Raw genomic sequence first — 3691 nt, forward strand, 5'->3', positions numbered from 1 at the left:
GCTTTATGCGGTATTAGCAGGCCTTTCGACCTGTTATCCCCCTCCTTGGGGTAGGTTACCCACGTGTTACTCACCCGTCCGCCGCTAAGACACCTTGGATTGCTCCTTGGCATCTCCGCTCGACTTGCATGTGTTAGGCACGCCGCCAGCGTTCGTCCTGAGCCAGGATCAAACTCTTATGTTTAAATCCTTAGCTTCCTCTAAAATTACTGCTGGTCGCTTCGCCACTGTTCAGTTTTCAAAGGTCAATCAGCGCTTCTTATCTTATCACGCTTTTTACTCTTTGTCAATATCTTTTTTCTTTTTTTCTCGCCGCCCTCGCGACGACATGTTATATATTATCATGAGAGATATATAGCTTCATTTCAGCGAGACGTAATTACTTGAATTTATATTAATATAACTTTATTTTTCTTTATAAATCTTTAAATTTCTAATATGGATACTCCAGGTTTAGTTGAATAGCAATGCTATTTTGCAGGCTCAATATGGACCATACAATGTTTAATGCAATCTACTTCCTCTTCAAGGGCATCGTGCACTCTTTGAGCTATATCATGACCTTCCTTTACAGTCAATCTTTCATCCACATATATCTCTAGGTCAACATAAACTTTATGTCCAAATATCCTTGTTTTTAAATCCTGAATCCCCTTTACACCTTCAACCTCTAAAACTACCCTTTTAATCTTTTCAATCGTTTCCCTATCAACAGCTTCATCCACTAATTCCTTTGTAGCTCTAAGATAAAAATCCACTCCTACTTTAATTATAAAAAAGCTAACTACAACAGCAGCTAATGGATCAAAAAACTTATATCCCAGCCTTGCTGCAAATATACCAACAAAAGTTCCAACTGAAGAGAAAGCATCCGAACGGTGGTGCCAAGCATCCGCCTCCATAGATATGCTTTTTATTTTTCTTGCAACAATGATTGTATACCAATACATTGCTTCTTTGACTATGATAGAAATTAAGGCAGCCATCAAAGCAATTTGCCCTGGAACTGCTATTTCCCCAGATACTAATTTTTTAATTCCCTCATATCCAATTAAAAATCCAGTGATAATTAATACAATACTAATTATCTTTGCAAATACAGGTTCGAACTTTTCATGTCCATAGGGATGCTTTTCATCTTCCTCCCTAGAGGATATCTTTAATCCTAATATCACTATAAATGTAGCTAAAATATCAGAAAGCGTATGGACTCCATCTGCAACCATAGCACTACTTTTGCCTACAAAACCTGCAAGTAACTTAAAAATACATAAAGCAGTATTTATAAAAATAGTTATCCATGATGTTTTTGTTCCTATCTTTTCTCTATCCATATTTTCACTTCCTTTTCAATTGAAAATATAGTCATATTGCTATTATATGCAATAAATCATAATTTATCAACTATTATTTTTTATAATATATATTCTCAATTGATAACAATAAGCGTCTACTTTTGTATATGACTTTCATATTTACATACCTTAGGCTTTATAATTATAATTTGATTAACACCATTACGATCAGGAGGATAACCATGAAAATAGGATATGCTTGTATCCCTTTAGGAGTTGATTGGTCCACCAATAGAAAAATGTCTCTTAAAAACTTTTCAAGTGAAAAATTTTTAGAAATAACAAACCTTAACCTTGAAGATCTTAGAAATATTTTAGAATACAACATTCAAAATAATATATATCTATTTAGAATAAGCTCAGACATCATTCCATTTGGAAGTCACAGCATTAACAATATCCTATGGCAAAAAATATTTAAAAATCAATTAGAGGATATAGGAATTTTCATTAAAAAAAATAAAATTAGAGTTTCTATGCATCCTGGTCAATATACAGTTTTAAATTCTCCATCCGAAGAAATAGTTAAAAGAGCAATTAAAGATATAGAATACCACACCCAATTTTTAGATTCTCTAAGTTTAGATTATTCCCATAAAATCGTTCTCCATTTAGGGGGAGGATATAACGATAAGGTGGAATCAATTAAAAGGTTTATTAAAAATTTTAAGATGTTATCTGAATCAGCCAAAAAAAGACTTGTAATAGAAAACGATGAGAGGATTTTTAACTTCGATGATGTGCTTTATGCATCTGACGCTCTAAATATTCCCATTGTATTTGATTATTTTCACCACCTTATAAATCCTGTAGATAGGGATTTAAAAGAAATTTTATCGTTAGCAAAAAAAACATGGAAAAGGGAAGATGGAAATATCAAAATCCATTACTCTGAGCAGTCCCGTATTAAAAAAACAGGTTCCCACTCTGAATTTATTGAAACGGCTAAATTCTTAGAATTTTATAATACAATAAAAGAGTTTGATCCAGACATAATGTTAGAAACCAAGGATAAAAATATATCAGCAATAAAATGTATATGTCTAATTTCAGGTAGCAAAAGCGAACTTTACAATGAATGGGCAAAATATAAATATCTTGTCATGGAAAAAAACTATAGTTTGTATAAAGAATGTAGCAAAATATTAAATACAACCTATGACGCAGAAAAGTTTTATAATAAAATCGATGAGGCCCTTTTATCACCTTTTAATGAAGGGAACTTTAAGAACACACTACTTCACATATGGGGTTATTTTAAAGACGAAGCAACAGTAAAGGAAGAAAATAAGTTTTTTGAACTAGTGAATAAAAAAGAATTTTATAAAGCAAAGAAATTTCTTTATAAACTGTCTAAAAAATATAAAGTTCAATATCTGATAGACTCATATTATTTTATCTACGATAACCTTTATATGCAAAAAGAGCTGTCATAACGACAGCTCTTTTTAAAATAACCCTGCCAACATACTTCCTAGTAAAACTCCTAAAACTCCTAAAACTCCTGATAATGTAGCTGGTGCTGGTAAGGGAAGTCTAAGCTTTTTAAAAATCGCTCCTAATATCATACCAGCTAAAATAGATAATATTATTACCTTCATGCTCTCAAGCCCCCTATCTTATCTACTACAATTGCACCAAGCCAAACACCAAATATCCCCATGAAAGCTGGTATATTTGGAGGGGCAGGGATGGGTAGCAACAATTTTGAGAAAATAAATCCTACAATCATTCCTGCAATTATAGACATCATAATTTCTCTTAAGTTTTGCATAACAAATTCCCCCATTAGAAAAAATTACATAAATTTCTTAAAGACACAAAAGGAGAAGGCATAAACCTTCTCCTTTTAATATTAAACTTGGTGACCCCTAGGGGATTCGAACCCCTGTTACCACCGTGAAAGGGTGGTGTCTTAACCACTTGACCAAGGGGCCAAAATCTTAAACTTAAGTGCCTGGCACTTAAGTTTAAGTTGTTACCCGGCAGTCACCTACTCTCCCAGGCCGTCTCCAGCCTAGTACCATCGGCGTAGGTAGGCTTAACCTTCGTGTTCGGAATGGGAACGGGTGTTTCCCTACCTCCATTACCACCGGATTAAACTGCACAATAAGATCAAGCCCTCGACCTATTAGTACCAGTCAGCTAAACGCCTTACGACGCTTACACCTCTGGCCTATCTACCTGGTAGTCTTCCAGGGGTCTTACCGCTTCCGCGTGGGAAATCTCATCTTGGGGTGGGCTTCGCGCTTAGATGCCTTCAGCGCTTATCCCTTCCGAACTTGGCTACCCAGCTGTGCCATTGGCATGACAACTGGTGCACCAGAGGTTCGTCC

General features: G+C 34.9%; 4 protein-coding genes, 1 tRNA gene and 3 rRNA genes. 1 reads left to right on the top strand and 7 read right to left on the bottom strand.

Features of this window, described 5'->3' with window-relative positions; genetic code table 11:
- Together Q3V94_RS00085 and Q3V94_RS00090 are read right to left on the bottom strand one after the other, a co-directional pair.
- A 16S ribosomal RNA gene (locus Q3V94_RS00085) occupies positions 1–184 on the bottom strand; the annotation flags it as partial.
- 286 nt (positions 185–470) lie between these two features.
- Positions 471–1334, bottom strand: a complete 864-nt coding sequence (locus tag Q3V94_RS00090; protein ID WP_303524475.1) for a cation diffusion facilitator family transporter — start codon at positions 1332–1334, stop codon at positions 471–473.
- 203 nt (positions 1335–1537) lie between these two features.
- On the opposite strand from Q3V94_RS00090, the gene uvsE reads away from it, so the two are divergent.
- Positions 1538–2791, top strand: a complete 1254-nt coding sequence (uvsE, locus tag Q3V94_RS00095; RefSeq protein ID WP_303524476.1) for a UV DNA damage repair endonuclease UvsE — start codon at positions 1538–1540, stop codon at positions 2789–2791.
- A 12-nt stretch (positions 2792–2803) separates the two neighbouring features.
- Here uvsE and Q3V94_RS00100 read toward each other — a convergent pair whose 3' ends face one another.
- From Q3V94_RS00100 to Q3V94_RS00120, 5 genes are all read right to left on the bottom strand, one after another.
- The gene (locus Q3V94_RS00100; RefSeq protein ID WP_274766686.1) at positions 2804–2956 is read right to left on the bottom strand and encodes a XapX domain-containing protein; all 153 of its coding nucleotides are present in this window, start codon (positions 2954–2956) and stop codon (positions 2804–2806) included.
- Positions 2953–3129, bottom strand: coding sequence for a XapX domain-containing protein (locus Q3V94_RS00105; protein WP_008908314.1), 177 nt, complete (start codon positions 3127–3129; stop codon positions 2953–2955). The genes Q3V94_RS00100 and Q3V94_RS00105 overlap by 4 nt, the downstream gene beginning before the upstream one ends.
- An 88-nt stretch (positions 3130–3217) precedes the next feature.
- Positions 3218–3292: transfer RNA gene (locus tag Q3V94_RS00110), tRNA-Glu, on the bottom strand.
- A gap of 43 nt (positions 3293–3335) precedes the next feature.
- A 5S ribosomal RNA gene (gene rrf / locus Q3V94_RS00115) occupies positions 3336–3452 on the bottom strand.
- A 14-nt stretch (positions 3453–3466) separates the two neighbouring features.
- A 23S ribosomal RNA gene (locus Q3V94_RS00120) occupies positions 3467–3691 on the bottom strand; the annotation flags it as partial.

Source organism: Caloramator sp. CAR-1 (assembly GCF_030546345.1).
In the GTDB taxonomy this organism is placed as follows: Bacteria; Bacillota; Clostridia; order Clostridiales; family Caloramatoraceae; genus Caloramator; species Caloramator australicus.

Coding starts and splice junctions, on each gene's coding strand:
- Q3V94_RS00090 (WP_303524475.1), bottom strand. CDS start 1,334: ATGGATAGAGAAAAGATAGGAACAAAAACATCATGGATAACTATTTTT.
- Q3V94_RS00100 (WP_274766686.1), bottom strand. CDS start 2,956: ATGAAGGTAATAATATTATCTATTTTAGCTGGTATGATATTAGGAGCG.
- uvsE (WP_303524476.1), top strand. CDS start 1,538: ATGAAAATAGGATATGCTTGTATCCCTTTAGGAGTTGATTGGTCCACC.
- Q3V94_RS00105 (WP_008908314.1), bottom strand. CDS start 3,129: ATGCAAAACTTAAGAGAAATTATGATGTCTATAATTGCAGGAATGATT.